We start from the raw sequence: 22,389 nt of genomic DNA, 5'->3' as shown, positions 1-22,389 counted from the left end.
CTGACCAACCATGGCCAATCCCGAGGAACTCCGCAAGCAGGACCAGAAGCTGCCCAAAGCCAAGCGCAAGTACCCGCAGTCGCGGGTTACTCAGTCGCTGTGGATCCTGCTGGCGATCGTGCTGGTGGCCTGGCTGATTACCCTGATCTAGGGTGCCCGGTGGGCTGATGCGGCGATGTCCTGGAACATCGCGTTGCCCGCCAGATCCTCAATGAGCACGGGGGTGCCGTTGATATCGCACAGGGGGATGCACCAGTTGGGGTACTGGTCGCGGGTTGTTCCCGGCTGATTTTGCGCGCGGACGTCGCCGACCATGTCCACCAATGACACGCAGGTCAGGGCGGAGGGAGTGCCCGCCATGAAGCGGTGGAGGCCGGCGATGAGTTCGGCGACGTCGCCACGCTCGTGTCGCTTGAGTCCAACGAATTCCACCTCGGCCAGCTCGGTTCCGTCGAATGAGCCGGTCTCGCGGACTCGATCGAGGACTTCTGCCTGCCACTCGAGGTCATCGGAGTCCTCGTCGGCGGCGTCCCGGGTGAAAAGTCCGAGTTCCTCTCGCAGCGTGATGTGCTCGCCGGCGAGGTAGCCGGCCGTCGGCGGGAGATCGTGCGTGGTCACGGAGCTCAGCGCCAGCTGCCGGTACTCGCTCTGGAGGCGGGGGCCCTTAACTGTGGGGGAGCCTTCGAACCACAGCACGGAGGTGCCCATGATGCCCTTCGCGGCCAAGACGTCCTGAATCCACGGCTCGAACGTGCCCAGGTCCTCGCCGATGACTACGGCCCCGGCGCGCTCAGCCTCCAGGGCGAGGATGCCGACGAGGGCTTTGTGATCAAAACGCACGTAGGTGCCCGTCGTGGGGGACTGCATGCGCGGGATCCAATAGAGACGGAACAGCCCAAGGATGTGATCGACGCGGATGCCGCCGGAATGGCGAAGCACCGTAGCCAGAAGGTCACGCCACGGCTGGTAGCCGGCTTCAGCGAGCTTGCGCGGATCCCAGGGCGGCTGGGACCAATCCTGACCATGCTGGTTGTAGCCATCCGGCGGGGCTCCCACGGAGGCGTCCGGGGCGAGGTACTCGGCGAGGTTGTGGGCATCCGCCCCGCCCGGGTGCACACCCACCGCGAGATCAGCCATGATGCCAATCTTCATGCCGGCGGCCTTCGCCCGAGCCTGGGCGGCGGCGAGCTGCTCATCGCAGAGGAACTGCAACCACATGTAGAAGCTGACCAATTCGTCTTCTGCCGGGGCGATCGAATGTGCGGCCTTGTTGTGAATGAGCTCGTATTCTCGCTGGGCGCACCAGGTAGCGAAGTCGATGAGGCCGCCGCCTTCGCGGTCGACGTAGGCGAGGAACTCCTCGGTGCGCTCCGGCGTGCGGGGCAGGTGATGGATCTCCCGCAGGACATCGAGCTTGGCTTGGAAGACCGGGTTGCGGTCAATGATCTCCCCGGATCGGTTGTCGGCGCGCAACTCGGTGGCCAGCTCGGTGATGTCGGCGCGGGTGTCTTCATCCAGGTTGGCCAGCTCGGGGACGTCCTCGATGCGCAAGTAAATGGGGTTGATGAAACGGCGCGTCGTCGGCAGGTACGGGGAGTCCTCCACCGGGGGGAAGGGCTCTCCGGCGTGCATGGGGTTGACCAGGAGGTAGTCGGCGCCGGCCTCGGTGGCCAGAATTTCGGCGAGCTGACCCATGTCGTGGAAATCGCCGATGCCCCAGGATTCCCGGGAACGCACCGAGTACATCTGCGCCATGACCCCCGTGGTGGGCTGGTCGACGTAGGAATCGGTAGTGGACAACCGGGCGGGGGTGATGACGAGGGCGCACTCTTTGAAGAGGTCGTTCGATTTCAGTTGCAGGCGGTGCCAGCCGAGCGGCAGATCGGCGGGGATGCGGAAGGTGGCTTCGCCCCAGGTGACGCCGTCGTTATCGGTGGTCGGGGGCGTCCAGTTCTCTTCCTGGGTGGCCTCCCGCGACGTACCATCCTCCAAGATGATAAGCACCTCGGCGGGGGCGCCGTCATGGACGTGGACCGGGAAGGCTACGGCGTTGCCTTCCGAGGTCACGATGCTCGGCGGCAGGGGTCGGGTGGCCTCCGCGAGGCGGAAGGCGGCCAGGGCCTCATGCAGCTCTGCGTCATCGGGGTGTTCGGACAGCTTGACGTCGAGGGCACGGAGGGTTTTGAGCAGGGTGTCGTCGGACACCGTGATCCCTTCACCGTCGCTGGCGGTGTAGTGCGTGGCGACGCCGTGGGCGTCGGCAAGTTCTCTCAACACATCCTGGTTAGTCACACCTGCACATCCTGCCACCTTGGGCGCCATTTTGCTGAAATTTGGAGGCTCGTTGGGTGCCGCGGCGGCGCGGTATGTGTCCCGGATCGGGGTTGGAAAGGGTAGCGTAATGAGGAAATCGTCATGTTTTGCTGTGGTATGCCAGGGGCATGCCTGGGCAATTCACGACGGGAAATCCGCCTAAATTGTCGCCAACCACGCCGTGAATGAACCACGATAGAGAGGACCTTGTCAGTGCAGGAGTACAGCACCCCGGCTGAATTTGAGATTGCCCCCGGCGAAACCTGCCTCACCGCCATGCTGGACATGGCGAAGGCTCGCCCCCACGGCGTCATGTTTACTCGCCCCGCCAATTACGAGTGGGTGAATGTCACCAGCCGCGAGTTCGTCGAGGAGGTGTACGAGGTCGCCAAGGGGCTCATCGCCGCGGGCGTCGAGCACGGCGATCGCGTGGCCTTGGTGTCTGCGACCCGTTATGAATGGTCGCTGCTGGACTTCGCTATCTGGGCCGCCGGCGCTGTGTCCGTTCCTGTCTACCCGTCTTCCTCGCTGTCCCAGATGCAGTGGATCATCGAGGATTCCGGCGCGGTCCTGGCCATCACGGAAACCCGCGACCACTCGGAGCTGCTTGGCCACCTCGTCCTTCAGGAGGATGGCACCCCTGGCCTGCAGGGTTCGCCCTCCCAGCTGCGGCGCGTTCTGGAGATCAATTCCTCGGCGGTTGCCACGCTGAAGTTTGAGGGCCGCGGGATCGAGGACGCAGAGGTTGACGCTCGCATCGCCAACACCTCCACCGATGACCTCGCCTCCCTGGTGTACACCTCCGGTACGACGGGTCGGCCGAAGGGTTGTCGCCTGTCGCATCGCAACTGGCTGTCGGAGGTCCGCGCGCTGCTGACCCACCCCATCGGCGGCATCGCCGTCCCCGGTACCCGCGTGCTCACCTTCCTGCCGTTGGCGCACGTGCTGGCTCGCGCCGTGTCCTTGTCCGTGGCCATCGGCGGCGCTACCCAGAACCACTGGTCGGACTTTTCCACCCTGTCCGTCGAATTTGCCCGCTCCCGGCCCAATCTCATCCTCGGTGTCCCGCGAGTGTTTGAAAAGGTGCGGAACTCGGCCGCAGCGAACGCCGCTGATGGCGGGGCGCTGAAGTCCAGCATCTTCGCCGGCGCCGAGAAGACCGCCATCGAATACTCCCGCGCTCTGGATACCCCCGAGGGGCCGTCGCGGGTGCTGGTGGCTAGGCACAAGGTCTTTGACCGGTTGGTGTACTCCAAGATCCGTGCCGCGATCGGTGATTCGGTGAAGTACTGCATCACGGGTGGTTCGGCCATGAGCCATGACTTGCTGCACTTCTTCCGCGGCCTCGGCGTCACCATCTATGAGGGGTATGGACTCACGGAGACGGCCGCGGCGGCGGCTGTCGATTTCGACGATCAAAAGATTGGCACCGTCGGTCGTCCGGTGGGTGGCACGACGATCCGCATCAATGAAGACGGCGAGATCCTCATCAAGGGTGACATCGTCTTCGACGGATATTGGAACAATGACGAGGCCACCGAGGAGTCCATGGAGGATGGCTGGTACAACACCGGCGACCTCGGTGAGCTGCTCGAATCGGGCCATCTGGTCATCACCGGCCGGAAGAAGGACCTCATTGTCACCGCCGGCGGCAAAAACGTCTCGCCTGGCCCCATGGAGGATTCGCTGCGCTCGCACCCGCTGGTCTCTCAGGCCATGGTCGTCGGCGACGGCAAGCCGTTCATCGGCCTGCTGGTCACCCTCGACGAGGATGCGATGACTCGCTGGAAGCTCAACCACAACATCCCGGAGAACAAGTCGCTGTCGGATTTGGCCACGAATCCGAGCCTGCGGGCAGAGATCCAGGATGCGGTGAACAGCGTCAACAACACCGTCTCGCACGCGGAGGGCATCAAGAAGTTCTACATCCTTGATCGCGACCTCACCGAGGAGGAAAACGAACTCACCCCGACGCTGAAGGTCAAGCGCAATATCGTCGCCCAGCGCTACGCCGACGCGATCAATCACCTGTACAAGCGGTAGTAACGATGGCCACCAGCTATGTAGGTTCAGCACTGCGGCGGGCACTCGCCGTGCCTATCGACGCCCTGCGGATCCTCCTCCGCCACTGGCCAGCTCTGCTCACCGTCATTGCCGTGGGCCTGGGGTTGCGTCAGCTGGTGATCTGGCTGGCGGTCACGGTCTCGGACTACTCGCCCCTCGCGGCGGCGTTGATCGTCCCTCTGGCCCCCATCGTCGTGATGACCTCGCTCATCACGGCCCTGTGGCTGGTCAAACCCTCGCTGCCCTATGTGTCCAAGGCCCTGGCCACCCCGGCCGACGGCGTGCAGGGCCGACTGCTTACGGTCGGTGGCCTGCTCATTCCCTTCCTTACGGTGTACGCCTCCAACGGGCTGCTCAAGGAAGACACCCGCGAGTACATCTACAACGCCACTCTGGCGGAGTCCTCAACGCGCTTCCTCACGGCTGACTTCGGGCGCGTGAACTTTGAGTTCGGCTGGGTTCTCATCTCGCTCGTCGTCGTTTCCTTGATCGTGCGCAAGCTCATTGGAGTTTTCGCGCTGGGAGAAAAGTCCGTGGGGTGGGCCGGCCTGTCGGCCTACCTCGAAGTCTTGTGGATGGTCACCTTTTCCACGGTGCTCACCACGTGGGTGGCCAACGGTCGCGACTGGCTAGCCACCCGAGCCGTGATCGCCCCGGTGATTGAGACCGCCAACCAGGTCCGTGATTGGAGCCTCGAGCTCGCCGGACCAGTCGGTGCTCTCCTCAGTTGGGTTGTCACAATCCTCTCGCGTGCCGACGACGTCATCATCATCCCCGTCGCCTGGCTCACCCTCGGCGCCACGATTTATGGCACCTCGTTGGTTGTTCCCAGCACCAAGAAGAAGAAGCGGGGGCCCGCGCACTCCAAGGACAGCCCCCGCCAGTTCTCTGAGCTGGCGGTGCGGCAAGCCCGCTCGACCATCGACACGGCCGCCCAGCCCATTGTCGGACCCGTCAAGGTCACGTGGTCGGGCCTGACCAAGGTTGCCGCCGCTGGTCTGGCTCCCATGGTTACTTTCTGCCTGTTGTTCATCACGGCCAAAGCTGCGGAAGTCGGCGTGCTCTACACGGGGCGGATGCTGCTCGGGCCACGCCCGATGATGGAGGCCGCCGCCTTCCACCCCTACATCGAGGTCGTGGGACGGATGGTGTACTTCATCGTCGCCATCGTGCTCATCGCCCCGGCCATCGATAGGCTGCTGTCGGCCACGGCACCCGATGAGGGCCCCACCCAAGCCCCCGTCCAGGGCCCGGTGGAACTCGAGGATTTAACCCTCGCTGAGGACTAGCCCCACCTCGCCGGAAACGTCGAGGTCGGTGAATTCCGCGTAGTCGGGCTCGACCCAGCGCACCTGCAGGCTGGCGGGCTGCGCGCCCTCGGGGACGATGAAATACGCGGTGGTGCTCCACGTTTCCGGGCGGGGAGCACTATCCTCAAACAGCCCGAAGGCCTCGTCGATCACGCCGTATCCCGGCCCCGGCGTGTCCGGCGGAGTGCAGGTAGACAGCTGCGTCAATGCGGGGGAGTAGGTGGCAAGAGCGCTGGTGGCCTGCTCGGAGGAGACGTACTCAAACCCCTCCTTCGTGACCAAGCGCATGGAGCAGGCGTTGAGGGGAACCTCCGGGGCAGCGGCCCAATCCAGGTCAATGGCAATGACGTCGATGGGGGTGCCGGCCACCATCGTTGGTTCATCGGCGGCGCGCACGCGGTGGACTCCAGTGACCGTGATGGCGGCGTCGATGGGATAGTCCTCGCCTTCCACCGTGGCTACCTGGGAGAAGTTGAGCTGCTCACCCGCGACGGCACTCTGCGCCCGGTGATACTCCGTCGGTAGGTACACATCGACTAGACGGAACGAGGACGCAGCCAGGGCGAAACCGACCGCTGGAACCACCGCCACGTACCACCAGTTCAGCTTCACTTCGAGGCCTCCAATGGCAGGATGAGCACGGCTCCGGACATTTCGGTCATCGCGTTGCGCACCCGCAGGTGCGCACCGACGAGCTGAGTGGGATCAACCTCGAAGGTGAACGTGCAGGGGGCGGGAAGCCCCGGCTGATGGACGCCGCATCCGGTGCCCATGGACGCATTGCTGCGCCCAGCGGCGTCGATAAGCGTGGCGTCAAGCGACTCAACCTCCGGGATGTCGCTGACCTGGGCATCAACCATGAGATACGTGCCCTGGGTGCCCACGCCGTTCCACGTGTCGGCGGTGCGGGTGCCGGTGATCTCAACGGTGCCCAGGGTCGGGGCGTGCGTGCCGGTGTATTCATAGGGCTTGGTCAGCACCGCCGCCGGAAACAGGCCGTTGACCCACGTGCCCAGGGAAATCGCCGTGAGGACAAAAATCGCCAGAGCGGTGCGTTGGCTCATCGCATTCACATCGATACCTCCATCACCGGCGTCGGATCGAACCACTGCATCGAACCGTCGAGGCGGGATTGGCGCCAGGTCATCGAATTGATCGCCAGCGAATCACCCGCGACCGGGATGAGAATGTCCACCGGCACCCCCGGGTTCAGCGTGCGCACCGGGAACCCATCGTCGCGGGTCATCGAGGCGTAGGTGGAGTTCTCCGCGCCAGGGAATTCAATGATGTTGCCCAAGGTCAGCGACTGGACAGGCCGGACGCCTGTGTTGAGGGCGCGCACCCGAAGCATCCCGTCCTCTGTGCCCAATACCGTCACCTCGACGGGGCTGGCCGCAACGGGTTCGCCGATGATCGACGCCAACTCTGCGCGCTCCACTTCCGGCTCGGCCGCCGCGAAGCCCCCGAAGATCCCCAACACACCCACGGTGGCAGCGGCACCGACCAGGAGGAGGTTCTCGCGTGTGAACAGGTCGCCCTTGAGCGCCTGCGCCACCTTCATCGCGGAGTTGGTCATGGACCTAGGATACCCCGGCGAGTCTCACACACTCACGCATATTCGTGGCCTAAAGTCAGCACCGGTCCAGGAAACTCTCAACCTGAACTTGACACCGATGTTGAAGGGGTAGCCGATGCACAAGATCGCTGCTGAGCTGCGCCACCGCGAATTGACCCAGGAAATCTACAACATCGGCGATGAAGTAGCCGAATACATCGAGCACCTCACCGAAGCCATCCGCGACTGGGACGCCGAACTCGTCGACGACTGCCTCGCCGAATTCTCCGACATCCTGGCCGACGCTCGCCGCGACTCCCGCACCATCGTCGGCGAACTCCTTGGCCTGCGCCAAGCACTCATCTCCGGCGTCCGCGCCGGCACCCTGTCTGCTTCCGCCGCCACCGACACCCGCCTCCCGGAGCCGTCGCTTATCGACGCCCCCGCCCTCACCGCCGCACATCCCGTCACCGGTTCACCGGTGACCGTCGCAGTGCTGTCGGAGGCCCTGGACGGGCGGACCGCGGACGTCGCCAAGCGACTCGACGAAGCCGTCGACTGGGTACTCACCCAAACCGACCTCGTCGCCACCGACCTCAACGCCGTCAGCCTCCCGCACTTCTACGGGCGAGTGGGCACCCTCGTGCGCGGCACCGTCGCCGCCTGGCTGAGCAGCGTCGCCGAAGAACACCCCGCCTACACCCGCACCATGCGCGGCACGAACCCCCCAGCCTTCCTCGTCGAACGCGCGCGTATCGACGCCGTCGTCGCCCGCGTCGCCGCCAAACGCGCCTCGCGGAACGCCGCTTCCTAATGTTCGGCCTCTACATCCACGTCCCGTTCTGCGCCACCCGCTGCGGCTACTGCGACTTCAACACCTACACCCCCGGCGAACTCGACATGTCGCCCGGCTCCTACCTCGACTCCCTCACCCGCGAACTAGCGATGACCGGCGTCGACCGCACCGTTGACACCATCTTCATCGGCGGCGGCACCCCCTCCCTCCTCGGCGCCGACGGCCTCGGACGCATCCTCGACTCCGTCCGCGCCAACTTCACCCTGGCGCCCAACGCCGAGATCACCACCGAATCCAACCCCGAATCCACCTCGCCCGCCTTCTTCGCCGGGCTCCTCGACGCCGGTTTCACCCGTATCTCCCTCGGCATGCAATCCGCCTCCGCCTCCGTCCTCCGCGTCCTCGACCGCACCCACACCCCCGGCCGCGCCGTCGCCGCTGCCCAGGAAGCCCTCGATGCCGGGTTCGAGCACGTCAACCTCGACATGATCTACGGCACCCCTACCGAAACCGACGACGACGTCGCCCGCACCCTCGACGCCATCCTCTCCACCGGCGTCGACCACGTCTCCGCCTACTCCCTCATCGTCGAAGACGGCACCGCCATGGCCCGCAAGGTCCGCCGCGGCGAGCTCCCCGCCCCCTCCGACGACGTCTTCGCCGACCGCTACGAGATGATCGCCGCCCGCCTCGATAGTGCTGGGTTCGCCTGGTATGAAGTCTCCAACTGGGCCCTCCCCGGCGGCGAGTGCCGACACAACGAGATCTACTGGCAAGACGGCGACTGGTGGGGAGCCGGCCCCGGGGCTCACTCCCACCTGGGCAACCGCCGCTTCTTCAACGTCAAACACCCCGCCCGCTACGCCGCGATGCTCGCCGAGGGCACTCTGCCCATCGCCGGCTCCGAAGTGCTTTCCGACGCCGACCGGCACACGGAAGCCCTCATGCTCGGCCTTCGCCTCCGAGCAGGCGTCCCGCTGGCCTCCATTGCTCCTGCTGGCCAGGCCGTCGTCTCCGGCTTCGTCGAGCGCGGGCTGTTGCGGCTCGTCGGCGATCGCGTGGCGCTTACCGACGCCGGCCGTCTCCTCGCCGACGGCATCATCACCGACATCCTCGTCGCCGAGGAGCGCTAACTCGCCCCTGTCGGTGGGCCAAAACCCGCACTTCCTAACAACTCTGGGCTTCAACCCCCTCCCGAACCCGCGAAGTTGTTAGCGAACGCTGCTTTCAACGGACGTCCTCAGGGACAGCCGAGCCGGGGATCGGTAAGGTAGGTCTAGCAATCAAGGGAGGTGAGTGCCAGATGGCTGGTTCAACAGATAGGCGCCGGCAGGAGGTTTTGCAGGCGATCGTGGCTGATTACATCGCCTCCCAGGAGCCGGTGGGGTCGAAGTCCCTGCTTGAGCGGCATAAACTCAATGTGTCGAGCGCGACGATTCGTAATGATATGGCGGTGCTCGAGGCGGAGGGGCTCATCGCGCAGCAGCATGCGAGTTCGGGGCGGATTCCTACGGAGAAGGGGTATCGGCAGTTTGTTGATCTCATTCACGGGGTGAAGCCGCTCTCGGCACCGGAGCGCAGGGCGATCCTCAGTTTCTTGGAGGGGGGCGTCGATCTGGAGGATGTACTGCGGAGGTCGGTGCAGTTGCTGGCCCAGCTGACCAGGCAGGCGGCGGTGGTTCAGTTGCCTAATCTGCAGGTCTCGCGGGTGAAGCACTGTGAAGTGGTGGCGCTGAGCCCGGTGAGGCTGTTGTTGGTGTTGATCACGGACACGGGTCGGGTGGAGCAGCGCAACGTCGAGCTCGATGAGGCGGTGGATGCGGACGCCGTGAGGCGTCTGCGGGACGCGCTCAACGGTGCGCTGGAGGGGAAGACGTTGACGGAGGCGTCGTCAAGCTTGGTGCAGTTGGCGGCGGATGCGCCGGAGGATATTCGGCATCCGTTGGTGCAGTCGGCGACGCGGTTGATTGAGACGCTGGTGGAGCAGCCGCGTGATCGGCTGATTCTGGCGGGGACGTCGAATCTCACGCGTCCGGGCCTGCCCAGTGTCATTGAGGCGCTCGAGGAGCAGGTCACGGTGCTGAAGTTGCTGGCGAGCGTGCCGGACCTGGGCAGTGTGCACGTGCTCATTGGCGGGGAGAATGAGGATGAGGATCTACATGAGGCGTCGGTTGTGGCGACCGGGTATGGGTCGGAGGGGCACACGCTCGGCGGTTTAGGAGTGGTCGGGCCCACATTCATGGACTACTCGGGAACAATTTCGAAGGTCTCAGCCGTTGCACGGTATGTTAGCCGTGTCCTCGCAGGCGAATAGCGGGCGAACAGCCCTGACAAACATGAAGAGTAAAGGAAGTCTAATTAACCGTGGCTCGTGATTATTACGGAATTCTGGGTGTAGCGAAGTCGGCCTCCGATGCGGAGATCAAGAAGGCTTATCGCAAGTTGGCGCGTGAATACCACCCGGATATCAACCCGTCTGCGGAGGCGGCGGAGAAGTTCCGTGAGGCGTCGGTGGCGCATGAGGTGCTCACTGATCCGGAGAAGCGGCGGATTGTGGATATGGGTGGGGATCCCATGGAGCAGGCCGGAGGGATGCCCAGTGGGGGCGGCGGCTTCGGCGATATCTTTGAGGCCTTTTTCGGTGGCGGCATGGGCGGCGGTTCGCGTGGCCCGCGTAGTCGCGTGCAGCCGGGCAATGATGCGTTGCTGCGGGTGTCCATCACGTTGGAGGAGGCTTTCGCAGGCGTGAAGAAGGACATCACGGTGGATACCGCGGTGGTGTGTGATCACTGTGAGGGCACGGGCTCGGAGTCGAAGTCTAAGCCGGTGACCTGCGATAATTGCCATGGTCAGGGTGAGATTCAGGAGGTGCAGCGTTCCTTCCTGGGCAACATTATGACGTCGCGGACGTGTCCGGTGTGCAATGGTTTCGGCGAGATCATTGAGGATCCGTGTACGCGTTGTGGCGGCGATGGCCGGATGAAGAAGCGCCGTGATCTGGTGTGCAACATCCCGGCTGGTATCGCCAACGGGATGCGCATTCGGATGGCCGGTCAGGGTGAGGTTGGCCATGGTGGTGGGCCGGCTGGTGATCTCTACGTTGAGGTGGCAACGCGCCCGCACCCGGTCTTCGAGCGGGAGGGGGACTCGCTGCATGTGGAGGTCGTCGTCCCGGCGATCGATGCGGCGCTGGGCGCTGAGGTGAGCTTGGAGGATCTGCAGGGTGAGACGCTGACCATCACGATTCCGCAGGGAACTCAGCCGCTGGAGCAGATTCATTTGTCGGGTCAGGGGATGCCGCGCCTGCGTCGGGAGGGCCGGGGTGATCTGATTGCGCAGGTCAACGTGGTGGTGCCGACGGATCTTGATGATAAGACTCGGAAGCTTCTTCAGCAGATCCGGGAGCATCGGGGTGATTCGTCCCGAGTGCAGCGCGATGATGAGGATGGGTCCTTCTTCTCGCGTTTGCGGGGTAAGTTCCGCCGATGAGCCTGCCGGTTTTCGTCCACCCCGGCCCGTTCGCGGGCACGGTCACCCTCGCTGGTGCGGAGGGTCGGCATGCAGTTGCGGTCAAGCGGATAGCGGTCGGTGAGCGCATCATGCTTATCGACGGCCGCGGTACCCGCGCCATCGTCACCGTCACCGCCACCACGGGCAAGTCGGAGTTGGTGGGGATCGTGGACGAAGTGGGCGCGGACAATCCACCGTCACCTGCGGTGACGATTGTGCAGGCCTTGCCTAAGGCCGAGCGTTCGGAATTGGCGATTGATCTGGCCACCCAGGCGGGCGCGGATGCGATTGTGCCGTGGCAGGCGCAGCGTTGCGTGGCCAAGTGGGCAGACAAGAAGCAGCAGAAGTGGGAAGCGGCGGCGCTGGCGGCGGCGAAGCAGTCCCGGCGCACGCGCATCCCGGAGATCCACCCGGTGGTTTCCACGAGGGAGCTGGCCGAGTTGGTGCGCGGCAAGACCGCGTATGTCCTGCATGAGGAGGCGGCCACCCCCCTGCGGGACGTTGATCTCAGTGCAGAAGAGATCATCCTCATCGTCGGGCCCGAGGGCGGGATCGGCGAGGAAGAGTTAGCGCAGCTGGCCGAGTCTGGCGTCCGCAGCGTGAAGCTGGGCCCCGAAGTCCTGCGGACGGCGAGCGCGGCGATGGTGGCCCTGTCTGCCATCGGGGCGCTGACTTCGCGCTGGTAGAGTCCAACGCATGGCCACACAGGTGATCACGAACACGGTGGAGCTCGACTCCGCGTACGCGCAGACGGTGCTGGGCATCAATGATGAGAACCTGCGGGTGCTGAACAACCAGATTGATGCCGATATTTTCGCGCGCGGGCATGTCATCCGGGTGACGGGGCCCGACCACGAGGTCGCGCGCGCCGTGAAGGTGTTGGATGAGTTGGAGTCCATCGCGCGGCGCGGGCACGTCATCTCGGCGGATGCGGTCAAGCACGCAGTGTCGATCGTGACGGTCGAGGCGCCGCAGTCCGTAGCGGAGGTACTGGCCAGTGACATCGTGAGTCGGCGCGGTAAGACAGTCCGGCCGAAGACGCTGGGGCAGAAGACCTACGTTGATGCGATCGATGAGAACACGATCGTGTTTGGACTTGGGCCCGCCGGTTCCGGCAAGACGTATCTGGCGGTGGCGAAGGCCGTGCAGGCGCTACAGTCGAAGCAGGTCAGTCGGATCATTCTCACCCGTCCGGCGGTCGAGGCCGGCGAGAAACTGGGCTTTTTGCCGGGCACGCTCAACGACAAGATCGACCCGTATCTGCGGCCGCTCTATGATGCGCTGCGGGACATGCTCGATCCGGAAATGATCCCCAAGCTCATGGAAGCCGGGGTCATTGAGGTGGCGCCGCTGGCGTACATGCGCGGGCGCACGCTCAACGATGCCTTCGTCATTTTGGATGAGGCGCAGAACACCACCCCGGCCCAGATGAAGATGTTCCTCACCCGCCTGGGCTTCGGCTCGCAGATGGTGGTCACGGGTGACATCACCCAGGTTGACCTGCCATCAGGCCAGAAGTCCGGGTTGCGGCTGGTCCGCCACATCCTCCGCGGCGTGGAGGGGATTCACTTTTCGGAGCTGAGCAGCCAGGACGTGGTCCGGCACGCGCTGGTGGGTCGCATCGTCGACGCCTATGACACGTATGAGGAGAAGCAGCACTAATGAGCATCGAAGTCTTCAATGAGTCCGGCTACGAGGGCGTCAACGAGGAGATGCTCATCGACGTCGCCTCCTTCGCTCTCGGCGAGATGGATATCCACCCCGATGCCGAGGCATCGATCCACATCGTTGATCTGGCCACCATTGAGGATCTCCACGTGCGGTGGCTCGACCTCGACGGCCCCACCGACGTGATGACGTTCCCCATGGACGAGCTCACGCCCGGCAGTGGCAGCGTCACCGGCGGGCGCCCCGATGCCCCCGCACCCGGTCCGGCGATGCTCGGCGACATCGTGTTGTGCCCCGAGTTCGCCGCCAAGCAGGCGCTGGCCGCCGGGCACGGCCTTGATCACGAGTTGGCGTTGCTGACGATTCACGGCAGCCTGCACCTGCTGGGCTACGATCACGCGACGGCACCGGAGGAGCGGGAGATGTTCGCGCTGCAGAATGAATTGCTCGCCGATTGGTACGACGACGTGAAAAAGCGCGGCATCGCCTACCAGCCCAAGCCGACCGGCCCGCAGGCGTTCCCCTCGGCGGCGGACCGGGAGGCGCTCGATGAGAAGCTCCCCGGAATCCCGGCAATCGGTGAACCGGCCGAGACCGCCGACCCCAAGGACTCCTAAATGGACGAGGGGTTAATCTGGCTAGCCGTACTCACGCTGCTCTCGCTGGCGTTGTCGGGGCTGCTGGGCACAGTCGAGTCGGCGGTGAGTTCCATTTCCCGGGCGCGCGTCGAGGGCATGGTCAAAGACGATGTGCGCGGGGCGCGGACGCTGTTGCAGGTGGTCAACCGCCGCGCGGACCACATCAACCTGCTCATCCTGCTCAAAACACTTCTCGACGTTTCCGCGGCCGTCTTCGCTGCCATCCTCGCCCGCGAGTACTTCGAATCGGATGTCTGGGCAATCACCATCGCGATCGTTTCGGTAGCGCTGATTAGTTACGCCGTGGTCGGTGTCTTTGGCCGGACCATCGGGCGAAAAAACCCCTATTCCGTATCGCTGCGTTCGGCGATGGTGCTGCAAGCGACGGCGGTGGTCCTCGGGCCGGTGTCCAAGATGCTCATCTGGGTGGGCAACCTCATCGCGCCGGGCAACGGTTTCCGCGATGGCCCCTACGCCACGGAAGTGGAGCTGCGGGAGATGGTGGACATCGCCCAGGAGCACGGCATCGTGGAGGTCGCGGAGCGCCGGATGATCCAGTCGGTGTTTGATCTGGCGTCGACGACCGCCCGCCAGGTGATGTCGCCGCGCCCGGAAATGGTGTGGATCGAATCGGAAAAGCATGCGGGCCAGGCCACGACCCTGTGTGTGCGTTCGGGTTATTCACGCATCCCGGTGATCGGGGAGAACATCGATGACATCATCGGCATTGTCTACCTCAAGGACCTGGTGCGGCGGACGTACCACCTGACGGACGGCGGGGCGTCGGTAAGCGTGACGGACGTGATGCGCCCGGCGACGTTCGTGCCGGATTCGAAGAACCTCGATGAGTTGCTGCATGAAATGCAGCGCGATCACATTCACATGGCGGTGTTGGTGGACGAGTACGGCGGGATTGCCGGGCTCATCACGCTGGAGGACATCCTGGAGGAGATCGTCGGCGAAATCACCGACGAGTATGACACCCGGGAAGTTGCCCCCATTGAGCCCGTTGGCCTGGGGCTTTATCGGGTGGTGTCCAGGCTGACGCTGGAGGATCTCACGGAGCGGATTGGGGATGACCTCGGAGTGGATATTGAATTCACCGAGGAGATTGGTGAGCAGGTCGACACCGTCGCCGGGCTGCTCGCCTACGAGCTGGGGCGAGTGCCACTGCCTGACTCGGTCGTTGAGACCTCTGGCCTGCGGCTGACCGCGGAGGGCGGGCGCGATCGGCGCGGACGGGTGCGCGTGGGTTCGGTGATTGTGGAGGTGCTGGAGGAGCCTGCGGGCGAGGACGACGGGGACGTCGATAAGCAGTAACAGCGGGGAACGTGGAAGAATTGGCCGGGTGAATATCCTCTCCATTCAGTCCCATGTCGCCTACGGGCACGTCGGCAACTCCGCATCCGTGTTCCCGCTGCAGCGCCTCGGCCACGAGGTGTGGCCGGTGTCCACCGTGAACTTCTCCAACCACACCGGTTACGGCGCCTGGCGCGGGCCGATGATCCCGGCTACCGATGTCGCCGATGTCATCGCCGGCATCGAGGATCGGGGAGTGTTTGAGCGTTGCGACGCCGTCCTGTCCGGCTACCAGGGAGGCTCCGACATTGCGGATGTCATCATCGAGGCCGTAGCCAAGGTCAAGGCCGCCAACCCCAACGCTTTGTACGCCTGCGACCCGGTCATGGGCAACGCCAAGTCCGGCTGCCACGTCTCCGACCTCATCCCGCCGCTGCTGCGCGACCGCGTCGTGCCCGTCGCCGACATCATCACCCCCAACCAGTTCGAGCTGGGCTACCTCACCGGCCTCGAGGTCGGGGACCTCGAATCCACCCTGGCAGCCGTCGACGCGGCGCGCGCCATGGGCCCGTCGACCGTGCTGGTTACCTCCGTGGAGCGCCCGGATCGCCCGGAAGGCACCATCGAGATGCTCGCCGTCAACGACGAGGGAGCCTGGATTGTGCAGACCCCCTACCTGCCGTTTAAGCGCAATGGCTCCGGCGATGTCACCGCCGCGCTGTTCACCGGGCACTACGTGGCCAGCCGCAATGCCGCCGACGCGCTGGCCAAAACGGCCTCCAGCGTCTTCGACCTGGTGGAGAAAACCTACGAGGCAGACTCGCGGGAACTTCTCCTCATCGATGCCCAAGATGCCTACGCCCACCCGCGGATGCAGTTCGAGGTCACGCAGGTCCGCTAACCTGTAGTTAAACCTCGAACCTAGGAGAAACACATCAGCAGTTTCAGCACTACCCCGGACGGCTTCCGCTCCGGCTTCGTCAGCTTCGTCGGCCGCCCCAACACGGGCAAGTCGACCCTCACCAATGCGCTGGTGGGGGAGAAGATCGCGATCACCGCGGACCAGCCGGAGACCACCCGCCATCCCATCCGCGGGCTGGTGCACCGCGAGGATGCGCAAATCATCGTCGTTGATACCCCCGGCCTGCACCGCCCGCGCACTCTGCTGGGCGAGCGCCTCAACGAGATCGTCAAAGAAACCTACGCCGACGTCGACCTCATCGGGCTCACCATCCCAGCGGATGAGAAGATCGGCCCAGGTGATCGCTGGATTCTGGACAATGTCCGCCAGGTCGCCCCGAACACGCCGATCGTGGGCATTGTCACCAAGATCGACAAGGTATCCAAGGATGAGGTCGGCGCCCAGCTCATGGCCCTGCACGAGCTGCTGGGCGGCGACAGCGACGTGGTGCCCGTATCCGCAGCCGATGGCACGCAGGTGGACATCCTCGCCGACGTCATCGCCAGCCTTTTGCCCGAGGGGCCGAAGCTCTACCCGGATGACCACCTCACCGATGACGGAACCGAAAAGCGCATCGCCGAACTTATCCGCGAAGCCGCGCTCGAAGGCCTCAAGGACGAGCTGCCGCACTCCGTCGCCGTCGAAGTCGATGAGATGCTGCCCAACGAGGAACGCCCCGATGTCCTGGACATCCACGCGATCTTGTATCTGGAGCGCGAGGGCCAAAAGGACATCATCAAGGGCAAAAATGGTCGCCGCTTCGGCCGGATCATTCACAACTCCCGCCAGGGAATCATCAAACTGCTCGGCCAGAATGTCTACCTCGACCTGCGCATCAAGGTGTTAAAGAATTGGCAGTCCGATCCCAAGTCCCTGGGCCGGCTGGGTTTCTAGTACGTGCATCCGAGGCCATGCATCCGAGGCCATGAATCCTAGGCGGTGAGTTCCAGCTCATGAGGCGCGAGTCCTATCGCGATCGGGCCCTGGTGATCAGGACCTATGACTTCGGCGAAGCCGACCGCATCATCGTCCTGCTCACGCGCCACCACGGGATTGTCCGTGGGGTGGCCAAGGGGGTGCGGCGGTCGAAGTCGCGGTTTGGTTCCCGGCTGCAGTCGTTTGTGGATAACAGCGTGACGCTGTACCCGGGCCGGAACCTGGAGACGATCACTGAGGCCGACACGGTGGCCTTTTATGGCTCCGGCATCATCGACGAATACCCGCGGTACACCGCAGCCTGCGCCGCCCTGGAGTCCGCGGAGCGCCTGGCGGCGCTCGATGGTGATGATGATCCCTGGTTGTTTGACCACCTCACTGAGACCCTCGCCCGGATGCAGGAGACTGCCTACCCGTCGATGGTGCTCGATTCCTTCCTCCTCCAAGCGATGGCGCACGCTGGGTGGGCCCCGAGCTTGTTCGACTGCGCCCAATGCGGCAACCCGGGCCCGCACCACGCCTTCCACCCGGCCGTCGGCGGTGCGGCGTGTGTCACGTGCCGTCCTCCGGGCTCGGCGGAGGTGGCTGAGGAAGCGCTGCACCTGATGTGGTTGCTGGCGCATTCGCACTGGCCCGCGGCCTTGGACCGCGCTGATCCTGAGCTTATTGATGCCGCTCATCGGCTCACCCGCGCCCACCTCCAGTGGCATCTGGAACAGAAGGTCACCAGCCTGGCGGTCATGGATCAGGTGTAGCCCGGGTAGTGGCACAATGGACCGGGTGACTGTGCCAATGCCGCCCCTTCCATCGATCCCCGCTGAATTTTTGCCGAACCATATCGCTTTGGTGATGGATGGCAATGGCCGTTGGGCGCAGCAGCGCGGACTCAAGCGCACCGAGGGGCACAAGCGCGGCGAAGCTGTCCTCATGGACGTGGTTGATGCGTGCCTGGCACTCGGTGTGCCATACCTGTCCGCGTATGCCTTCTCCACGGAGAACTGGCGCCGCTCCGCCGAGGAAGTCCGCTTCCTCATGGGCTTTAACCGCGACGTGTTGCGCCGCCAGCGCAATGAGCTCGACGCGAAGGGCGTGCGGGTGCGCTGGGTGGGCCGCCGTCCGCGCCTGTGGCGCTCGGTCATCCGCGAGTTCGAGATCGCCGAGGAGCAAACCCAGGACAATGATCGCCTCACCCTGGCCATGTGCGTCAATTACGGTGGTCGGGCAGAGATTATCGACGCCGCCCGGGCCATCGCCAGCGCCGCCGCCGCAGGTCAGTTGCGTCCCGAGGACATCACGGAGAAGAACTTCTCCCAGTGGCTCGACGAGCCGGACATGCCGGATGTTGATCTGTTCCTGCGCCCCTCCGGTGAGAAACGCACCTCGAACTTCCTGCTGTGGCAATCGGCGTATGCGGAGATGGTCTACCAAGACAAGTTGTTCCCTGACTTCACGGCAGAAGATTTGTTCGCGGCGGTAGTAGAGTATGCATCTCGTGACCGACGCTTCGGCGGCACGAAGTAGGAGCTGGGAGGAAGACGGATGGTTGAGGATCGGGTTGATGATCGCGTCGTGGACGATGCGGGAGTAGATGAACCGACGAAAGCACAGATCAATCGTTGGCGTCGTTACCTGGCCAATGAACGAGCCGAGGCAGCTGTCTACCGTGAGCTAGCGCGGCGGAAGGAGGGCGAGGAGCGGGAGATCCTCCTCGCCCTGGCGGACTCTGAGGCCCGCCACGAGGAGTACTGGCGCGACAAGCTGGGCAACTACGTCGGCTTTCCTCGCCAGCCTGACCTGCAGACTCGCTTCATGGGAGTGCTGGCCAAGCGCTTTGGATCGGTGTTCACCCTCGCCCTCATGCAGACCGCCGAATCCCGTAATCCTTATCTCAAAGACGAAGACGCCTCCCCGCAGATTGCCGCCGACGAACGCATCCACGCCGAAGTGGTCCGCGGCTTAGCCACCCGTGGCCGGGAGAAGATGTCCGGCGGCTTCCGTGCGGCCGTTTTCGGCGCCAACGATGGTTTGGTGTCCAACCTTGCCCTCGTCGTCGGCGTCATGGGCTCGGGTGTCAGCTCCAACATGATTTTGCTCACCGGCCTGTCCGGCCTGCTCGCCGGAGCGTTGTCCATGGCGGCGGGCGAGTGGGTGTCGGTGAAGTCCCAGGGTGAGCTGTTGGAGGCGTCGACGCCGCACCCCAAGGCGCACACCTTGCTTCCCCAGCTCGATGTCAACGCTAATGAGCTGAAGTTGGTGTATCGCGCCCGCGGCCTCAGTGAGCAGGAAGCCCAGGCCAAGGCCAATTCTGAGTTCGCCCGCATGGCCTTAGAGCAGGCGATTGGCTTGGACCGGGAAGATCACCCGGAGGGCATTGAAGCACCCACCCGCGCGGACGACGTGGTGGGCTCGGCGTGGACGGCGGCTGGATCGAGTTTCCTGTTCTTTGCCACCGGGGCGTTCATCCCCATCATCCCGTTCCTCTTCGGCGCTTCCCCGGCCACTGGGGCGCTCATCGCCGTGCTGCTGGTGTCCGGGGCGCTCATGATCACCGGTGGCGTTGTGGGAGTGCTCTCCGGCAAGGCGCCGCTGTCGCGGGCGCTGCGTCAATTGGCCATCGGCCTGAGCGCGGCGGGAGTGACGTACCTGCTGGGCCTGGCCTTCGGCACGGTATTGGGTTAGGGAGCTGGTTGTTGCTGGCACTGCGCGCACGTGCCGTAGATTTCGGCGTCGTGGCCGGAGAGGGTGTAGCCGTGCTCCTCGGCGACGCGCTGGGCCCACGTCTCGACGGGCCCGCCGTCGATTTCCTCCGTGCGCCCGCACTGCGAGCACACCAGGTGATGGTGGTGTGATTCGTTGACGCACTGGCGGTACAAGGTTTCGCCATTGCTCATGTGGAGCACGTCCACGGCGTTGATATCGGCCAACGATTGCAGGGTGCGGTAGACCGTCGTCAGCCCGACCTTGAGGTCGCGGGAATCCAGCTCGCGGTAGATCTCCTTGGCGGAGGCAAACGTGTCAATATCGGAAAGAACCTGCACCACCGCGGTGCGCTGGCGAGTGTTCCGGGCACCCAACTTCGGGGTTCCAGTCGGCAGGGGAGTCATGGGCAAGTGCTTTCTATGGAAGGCGATCGTTCGATCATCCTATTATCCATACTTCCGCACTTGTGCGTCGACGTTAGGAAAAACTCTGCGGCGTCGGAGGCGTTGGGGCGGGGTCCGGGATGGGATCCAGCGTGGGTTCCCCGGAGAGTGCGGCGGCGGGCGCATGCGCGATCTGACCAGCTCCGGCGTCACCTTCGGGCTCGGTTCCCCGCGGCAGGTTGATGATCGTCGCGGCGGCCTCCTCGGTCGGGGCGTTACGGTGCAACGCGATCGCCGCGAGGATGAGGTCGGCGGCGGCGGGTGCGACGAGGCGGTAGATGACCTCTCGCCCGCGGCGCTCGGAGTTGACGATGCCGGAGCGCTTGAGCACGCGTAGGTGCTGGCTGATCAACGGCTGAGATTTACCCAATCCGGCGACGAGTTCGTGGACGAAGTGCTCGCGTTCGGACAATCTCTGGATGATTTGCAGACGCAAGCGGGAATCAAGGGCACCGATGACGAGCTCGGCAGCAGCGAGGTCACTGTCCGAAAGAGGATTCATGGCTACTACACCTAACTCTTCACGCAGGCCGACTGCGAAAATGTCCTTCCGCCGCAGCCTTCACACATTGGTTCACACATTGGTTCTCGGACAGGCGTCCTGTCCGCGTTGATGATAATTCACAGTATAGAAAATAATTGCTTAACTCTAGACATTTCACCCCCGTCTGGTTCCCGGACCGAACAGCCGGTGGTTTCGTGCGCCGAAGTGATGGGCGCAGCTCGCCCCGATTCGGACTGGTTTCGGCCCGGGGCGCTACACTCGGTGTACTGCAATCGACTGTGATCCCCGACCAGAGGAGTCTGAAACCGCATGGCGTCCGTCATCGATACCGTCGTTAACCTGTGCAAGCGCCGCGGCCTTGTGTACCAGGCCGGTGAAATCTACGGCGGTTCCCGATCCGCATGGGACTACGGCCCGTTGGGCGTGGAGCTCAAGGAAAACATCAAGCGTCAGTGGTGGCGGCACATGGTCACCTCGCGCGCCGATGTCGTCGGTGTGGATACCTCGATCATCCAGCCCCGCCAGGTGTGGGTGAGCTCCGGTCACGTCGAGGTGTTCACGGATCCGCTGGTGGAGTCGCTGCACACGCACAAGCGCTACCGCGCCGATCACCTGCTGGAGGCCTACGAGGAGAAGCACGGCCACCCGCCGGCAAACGGCCTCGCGGACATCAATGACCCGGAGACCGGCCAGCCCGGCAATTGGACCGAGCCGCGCGCCTTCTCGGGCCTGCTCAAGACCTACCTCGGCCCGGTCGACGATGAAGAGGGTCTGCATTACCTGCGCCCGGAGACCGCTCAGGGCATCTTCGTCAACTTCAAAAACGTCATGACCTCGGCTCGGATGAAGCCCCCGTTCGGCATCGCCAACATCGGCAAGTCCTTCCGCAACGAGATCACCCCGGGCAACTTCATTTTCCGCACGCGCGAGTTCGAGCAGATGGAGATGGAGTTCTTTGTCAAGCCGGGCGAGGATGAGGAATGGCACCAGACCTGGATCGATGACCGCTACCAGTGGTACATCGACCTGGGCATCCGCCCCGAGAACCTGCGACTCTACGAGCACCCGCAGGAGAAGCTCTCGCACTACTCCAAGCGCACCGTGGACGTCGAGTACGCCTACCACTTCGCTGGTTCCAAGTGGGGCGAGCTGGAAGGTGTGGCCAACCGCACGGACTACGATCTCCGCGTTCACTCCGAGGGCTCCGGCGAAGACCTTTCCTACTTCGATCAGGAAACCAACGAGCGGTGGATTCCGTATGTCATCGAGCCGGCGGCCGGCCTGGGCCGGGCGATGATGGCTTTCCTGTGTGATGCCTACCATGAGGATGAAGCGCCGAACAGCAAGGGCGGCGTCGATAAGCGAGTTGTTCTCAAGCTGGACTACCGCCTCGCCCCGGTGAAGGTGGCCGTGCTGCCGCTGTCGAAGAAGGAGCCGCTGACCGAGCAGGCTCAGGCGGTGGCTGCGCAGCTGCGCGGGCTGTGGAACGTGGACTATGACACCTCGGGTGCCATCGGCCGCCGCTACCGCCGCCAGGATGAGATTGGCACGCCGTTCTGCGTCACCGTCGACTTTGACACGCTCGAAGACCAGGCCGTGACCGTCCGCGAGCGCGACACGATGGCTCAGGAGCGCGTGAAGCTCGATGACCTGCAGAACTACCTGGCCACCCGTTTGGCAGGTTGCTAGTC

23 protein-coding genes are annotated in these 22,389 nt (G+C 64.2%); 17 read left to right on the top strand and 6 right to left on the bottom strand.

All coding sequences use genetic code 11. The features are described 5' to 3' along the window. Positions 1-10 precede the first annotated feature (10 nt). Positions 11-151, top strand: a complete 141-nt coding sequence (locus CTEST_RS13765) for a hypothetical protein (RefSeq protein WP_047253535.1) — start codon at positions 11-13, stop codon at positions 149-151. Here the strand turns inward: CTEST_RS13765 and malQ are convergent. Beyond that, entirely contained in the window at positions 148-2,292 is a 2,145-nt protein-coding gene (malQ, locus tag CTEST_RS09500) for a 4-alpha-glucanotransferase (protein WP_047253534.1), read from the bottom strand. The two genes, CTEST_RS13765 and malQ, sit on opposite strands and share 4 nt — an antisense overlap. Positions 2,293-2,589: 297 nt before the next feature. Here malQ and CTEST_RS09495 point away from each other — a divergent pair, with 297 nt between their 5' ends. After that, positions 2,590-4,356 carry an AMP-dependent synthetase/ligase gene (locus tag CTEST_RS09495; RefSeq protein ID WP_201774846.1) on the top strand — a complete coding sequence of 589 codons (1,767 nt, stop codon included), beginning with the start codon at positions 2,590-2,592 and terminating at the stop codon, positions 4,354-4,356. A 5-nt stretch (positions 4,357-4,361) separates the two neighbouring features. Beyond that, positions 4,362-5,666, top strand: a complete 1,305-nt coding sequence (locus tag CTEST_RS09490) for a hypothetical protein (protein WP_144413261.1) — start codon at positions 4,362-4,364, stop codon at positions 5,664-5,666. Here the strand turns inward: CTEST_RS09490 and CTEST_RS09485 are convergent. The 3 genes from CTEST_RS09485 to CTEST_RS09475 are packed head-to-tail and all read right to left on the bottom strand — an operon-like array spanning position 5,646 to position 7,263. Beyond that, positions 5,646-6,299 (bottom strand): hypothetical protein, encoded by a 654-nt coding sequence (locus CTEST_RS09485; RefSeq protein ID WP_047253531.1) that lies wholly within the window; start codon positions 6,297-6,299, stop codon positions 5,646-5,648. The genes CTEST_RS09490 and CTEST_RS09485 overlap by 21 nt on opposite strands. After that, positions 6,296-6,751, bottom strand: coding sequence for a hypothetical protein (locus tag CTEST_RS09480; protein ID WP_144413260.1), 456 nt, complete (start codon positions 6,749-6,751; stop codon positions 6,296-6,298). Before CTEST_RS09480 ends, CTEST_RS09485 begins: the two co-directional genes overlap by 4 nt. A gap of 5 nt (positions 6,752-6,756) precedes the next feature. After that, positions 6,757-7,263, bottom strand: a complete 507-nt coding sequence (locus CTEST_RS09475; RefSeq protein ID WP_047253529.1) for a hypothetical protein — start codon at positions 7,261-7,263, stop codon at positions 6,757-6,759. A gap of 115 nt (positions 7,264-7,378) precedes the next feature. Between CTEST_RS09475 and CTEST_RS09470 the strand changes: the two genes are divergently transcribed. The 13 genes from CTEST_RS09470 (at position 7,379) to CTEST_RS09410 (ending at position 19,729) form a co-directional block, all read left to right on the top strand. Beyond that, a complete protein-coding gene (locus CTEST_RS09470; protein WP_047253528.1) occupies positions 7,379-8,056 on the top strand; it encodes a hypothetical protein in 678 nt (225 codons plus the stop codon). Next, the gene (hemW, locus tag CTEST_RS09465; RefSeq protein WP_047253527.1) at positions 8,056-9,171 is read left to right on the top strand and encodes a radical SAM family heme chaperone HemW; all 1,116 of its coding nucleotides are present in this window, start codon (positions 8,056-8,058) and stop codon (positions 9,169-9,171) included. Before CTEST_RS09470 ends, hemW begins: the two co-directional genes overlap by 1 nt. Before the next feature lie 170 nt (positions 9,172-9,341). Further along, entirely contained in the window at positions 9,342-10,352 is a 1,011-nt protein-coding gene (gene hrcA / locus CTEST_RS09460; protein WP_047253526.1) for a heat-inducible transcriptional repressor HrcA, read from the top strand. Between the two features lie 50 nt (positions 10,353-10,402). Further along, positions 10,403-11,527, top strand: a complete 1,125-nt coding sequence (gene dnaJ / locus CTEST_RS09455) for a molecular chaperone DnaJ (RefSeq protein ID WP_047253525.1) — start codon at positions 10,403-10,405, stop codon at positions 11,525-11,527. Further along, the gene (locus CTEST_RS09450) at positions 11,524-12,234 is read left to right on the top strand and encodes a 16S rRNA (uracil(1498)-N(3))-methyltransferase (protein ID WP_047253524.1); all 711 of its coding nucleotides are present in this window, start codon (positions 11,524-11,526) and stop codon (positions 12,232-12,234) included. Before dnaJ ends, CTEST_RS09450 begins: the two co-directional genes overlap by 4 nt. 10 nt (positions 12,235-12,244) lie before the next feature. Continuing rightward, positions 12,245-13,210, top strand: a complete 966-nt coding sequence (locus tag CTEST_RS09445) for a PhoH family protein (protein ID WP_047253523.1) — start codon at positions 12,245-12,247, stop codon at positions 13,208-13,210. Then, entirely contained in the window at positions 13,210-13,833 is a 624-nt protein-coding gene (gene ybeY, locus CTEST_RS09440; RefSeq protein WP_047253522.1) for an rRNA maturation RNase YbeY, read from the top strand. Before CTEST_RS09445 ends, ybeY begins: the two co-directional genes overlap by 1 nt. Beyond that, positions 13,834-15,174, top strand: coding sequence for a hemolysin family protein (locus CTEST_RS09435; protein WP_047253521.1), 1,341 nt, complete (start codon positions 13,834-13,836; stop codon positions 15,172-15,174). It abuts the gene before it with no gap. A 28-nt stretch (positions 15,175-15,202) separates the two neighbouring features. Next, entirely contained in the window at positions 15,203-16,054 is an 852-nt protein-coding gene (gene pdxY / locus CTEST_RS09430) for a pyridoxal kinase PdxY (protein WP_047253520.1), read from the top strand. A 33-nt stretch (positions 16,055-16,087) separates the two neighbouring features. Beyond that, a complete protein-coding gene (gene era / locus CTEST_RS09425; RefSeq protein WP_047253519.1) occupies positions 16,088-17,008 on the top strand; it encodes a GTPase Era in 921 nt (306 codons plus the stop codon). 59 nt (positions 17,009-17,067) lie between these two features. After that, a complete protein-coding gene (recO, locus tag CTEST_RS09420) occupies positions 17,068-17,805 on the top strand; it encodes a DNA repair protein RecO (protein WP_047253518.1) in 738 nt (245 codons plus the stop codon). A gap of 37 nt (positions 17,806-17,842) precedes the next feature. Further along, the gene (locus CTEST_RS09415; protein WP_144413320.1) at positions 17,843-18,571 is read left to right on the top strand and encodes an isoprenyl transferase; all 729 of its coding nucleotides are present in this window, start codon (positions 17,843-17,845) and stop codon (positions 18,569-18,571) included. Between the two features lie 18 nt (positions 18,572-18,589). Then, positions 18,590-19,729, top strand: a complete 1,140-nt coding sequence (locus CTEST_RS09410) for a VIT1/CCC1 transporter family protein (protein ID WP_047253516.1) — start codon at positions 18,590-18,592, stop codon at positions 19,727-19,729. Here CTEST_RS09410 and CTEST_RS09405 read toward each other — a convergent pair. After that, positions 19,726-20,154, bottom strand: a complete 429-nt coding sequence (locus CTEST_RS09405; RefSeq protein WP_047253515.1) for a Fur family transcriptional regulator — start codon at positions 20,152-20,154, stop codon at positions 19,726-19,728. The genes CTEST_RS09410 and CTEST_RS09405 overlap by 4 nt on opposite strands. Positions 20,155-20,227: 73 nt before the next feature. Further along, positions 20,228-20,695, bottom strand: a complete 468-nt coding sequence (locus CTEST_RS13390) for an ArsR/SmtB family transcription factor (RefSeq protein WP_083985546.1) — start codon at positions 20,693-20,695, stop codon at positions 20,228-20,230. A 312-nt stretch (positions 20,696-21,007) separates the two neighbouring features. Here CTEST_RS13390 and CTEST_RS09395 point away from each other — a divergent pair, with 312 nt between their 5' ends. Then, complete coding sequence (locus CTEST_RS09395) at positions 21,008-22,387, top strand: glycine--tRNA ligase (protein WP_047253514.1); 1,380 nt, start codon at positions 21,008-21,010, stop codon at positions 22,385-22,387. Positions 22,388-22,389 lie beyond the last annotated feature (2 nt).

The sequence above is a fragment of the Corynebacterium testudinoris genome (assembly GCF_001021045.1).
Taxonomy (GTDB): Bacteria; Actinomycetota; Actinomycetes; order Mycobacteriales; family Mycobacteriaceae; genus Corynebacterium; species Corynebacterium testudinoris.
The sequence above is the reverse complement of the archived record's forward strand: the minus strand, read 5'-3'. Positions and strand labels throughout refer to the sequence as shown.

Coding starts and splice junctions, on each gene's coding strand:
- CTEST_RS09445 (WP_047253523.1), top strand. CDS start 12,245: ATGGCCACACAGGTGATCACGAACACGGTGGAGCTCGACTCCGCGTAC.
- CTEST_RS09435 (WP_047253521.1), top strand. CDS start 13,834: ATGGACGAGGGGTTAATCTGGCTAGCCGTACTCACGCTGCTCTCGCTG.
- CTEST_RS09490 (WP_144413261.1), top strand. CDS start 4,362: ATGGCCACCAGCTATGTAGGTTCAGCACTGCGGCGGGCACTCGCCGTG.
- recO (WP_047253518.1), top strand. CDS start 17,068: ATGAGGCGCGAGTCCTATCGCGATCGGGCCCTGGTGATCAGGACCTAT.
- CTEST_RS13390 (WP_083985546.1), bottom strand. CDS start 20,695: ATGAATCCTCTTTCGGACAGTGACCTCGCTGCTGCCGAGCTCGTCATC.
- CTEST_RS09480 (WP_144413260.1), bottom strand. CDS start 6,751: ATGAGCCAACGCACCGCTCTGGCGATTTTTGTCCTCACGGCGATTTCC.
- CTEST_RS09450 (WP_047253524.1), top strand. CDS start 11,524: ATGAGCCTGCCGGTTTTCGTCCACCCCGGCCCGTTCGCGGGCACGGTC.
- CTEST_RS09405 (WP_047253515.1), bottom strand. CDS start 20,154: ATGACTCCCCTGCCGACTGGAACCCCGAAGTTGGGTGCCCGGAACACT.
- CTEST_RS13765 (WP_047253535.1), top strand. CDS start 11: ATGGCCAATCCCGAGGAACTCCGCAAGCAGGACCAGAAGCTGCCCAAA.
- CTEST_RS09470 (WP_047253528.1), top strand. CDS start 7,379: ATGCACAAGATCGCTGCTGAGCTGCGCCACCGCGAATTGACCCAGGAA.
- CTEST_RS09475 (WP_047253529.1), bottom strand. CDS start 7,263: ATGACCAACTCCGCGATGAAGGTGGCGCAGGCGCTCAAGGGCGACCTG.
- CTEST_RS09395 (WP_047253514.1), top strand. CDS start 21,008: ATGGCGTCCGTCATCGATACCGTCGTTAACCTGTGCAAGCGCCGCGGC.
- CTEST_RS09415 (WP_144413320.1), top strand. CDS start 17,843: ATGCCGCCCCTTCCATCGATCCCCGCTGAATTTTTGCCGAACCATATC.
- CTEST_RS09495 (WP_201774846.1), top strand. CDS start 2,590: ATGCTGGACATGGCGAAGGCTCGCCCCCACGGCGTCATGTTTACTCGC.
- hemW (WP_047253527.1), top strand. CDS start 8,056: ATGTTCGGCCTCTACATCCACGTCCCGTTCTGCGCCACCCGCTGCGGC.
- hrcA (WP_047253526.1), top strand. CDS start 9,342: ATGGCTGGTTCAACAGATAGGCGCCGGCAGGAGGTTTTGCAGGCGATC.
- CTEST_RS09410 (WP_047253516.1), top strand. CDS start 18,590: ATGGTTGAGGATCGGGTTGATGATCGCGTCGTGGACGATGCGGGAGTA.
- ybeY (WP_047253522.1), top strand. CDS start 13,210: ATGAGCATCGAAGTCTTCAATGAGTCCGGCTACGAGGGCGTCAACGAG.